The organism is Pseudomonas floridensis, assembly GCF_002087235.1.
GTDB classification, from domain to species: Bacteria; Pseudomonadota; Gammaproteobacteria; order Pseudomonadales; family Pseudomonadaceae; genus Aquipseudomonas; species Aquipseudomonas floridensis.
Window position 1 is genome coordinate 1 of sequence record NZ_MUIO01000123.1, and the last position, 1,461, is coordinate 1,461.

Genomic DNA, 1,461 nt, shown 5'->3' on the forward strand with positions numbered 1-1,461 from the left:
CTCGCCCTGCGGCGCGACGTACTGAGCCTGCAACTGGCTGGCGTCCGGCGTCGGCAGCGCCTTGCGGTCCAGCTTGCCGTTGGCGGTCAGCGGCATGGCGTCCAGCAGCACGAAGTGGGTTGGCACCATGTAGTCCGGCAGATGGGTTTTCAGCCCGGTCCTGAGGGTTTCGCGCAGGGCTGGAGCGTCCTGCGCGGGATCGCTCGGCACCAGGTACGCCGCCAGTTGCGGGCCGCTCGCGGTGTCCAGCGCCAGCACGATCACTTCGCGCACGCCAGGCTGGGCCTGCAAGCGCGCTTCGATCTCGCCCAGTTCGATGCGGAAGCCACGGATCTTGACCTGATGGTCGATGCGCCCGGCGTAGTCGATCACCCCGGCGGCGCGGTAGCGCGCCAGGTCGCCGGTGCGGTACAGGCGGCCACCGTCGGCCGAGAACGGGTCCGGCACGAAGCGCTCGGCGGTCAGCGCCGCACGGTTGTGATACCCCCGCGCCAGCCCCGCGTGACCAATGTGCAGTTCGCCGCTGCAACCCTGAGCGACCGGGTTGAAATCGGCGTCCAGCACGTACCACGACAGGTCCGGGATCGCCTCGCCGATCGGGCTGGCCGGGTGCTGTGTATCGGCCCGGGTGATCGGTCGGTAGCTCACGTGAACCGTGGTTTCGGTGATGCCGTACATGTTGACCAGTTGCGGCGTCTGGTCGCCGAAACGTTCGAACCACGGCGTCAGGCTGGTGACGTCCAGCGCTTCGCCACCGAAGATCACCGAGCGCAGCGCCAGCTTTTGATCGCGCTCGCAGGCCACGTGCATCAACTGCTTGAAGGCCGATGGCGTCTGATTGAGCACCGTGACCTGCTGTTCGGCCAGCAAGGCATGGAAATCGTCCGGCGAGCGGCTGGTTTCACGCGGAACGATCACCAGACGTCCGCCATGCAGCAGCGCGCCGAAGATTTCCCAGACCGAGAAGTCGAAGGCGAAGGAGTGAAACAGCGCCCAGACGTCCTGTTCATTGAAGCCGAACCACTCATCCGTGGCGGCAAACAGGCGCATCAGGTTGTGGTGCGCCAGCAGCGTGCCCTTGGGCTGGCCGGTGGAACCTGAGGTGTAAATCACGTACGCCAGGTTGTCCGGCGTGGTGCGGTTGATCGGGTTGTCGGCGCTGTAGCCGTCCAGCGCAGCGTCGATCAGCAGGGACTGCACGTTCGCCGGAACCGGCAGCCGCTCCAGCACACCCGCCTGGGTCAGCAGCAGCCCGATGCCGCTGTCACGCATCAGAAAGCTCAGGCGGTCCTGCGGATAATCCGGGTCCAGCGGCACGTAGGCGCCACCGGCTTTGAGGATTGCCAGCAGACCGACGATCATCTCCAGGCTGCGCTCGGCCGCCAGCCCGACACGCACGTCCGGGCCGACACCCTGCTCGCGCAGTTTGTGGGCCAGCTGATTGGCGCGGCGGTTGAGCCG

The 1,461-nt window shown here is 66.7% G+C and carries 1 protein-coding gene; it reads right to left on the reverse strand.

The genetic code is table 11. The annotated features are described in order from the left end of the window. A partial coding sequence (locus tag BZK31_RS25325; RefSeq protein ID WP_157900793.1) for an amino acid adenylation domain-containing protein occupies positions 1–1,461 on the reverse strand: 1,461 nt, incomplete at both ends.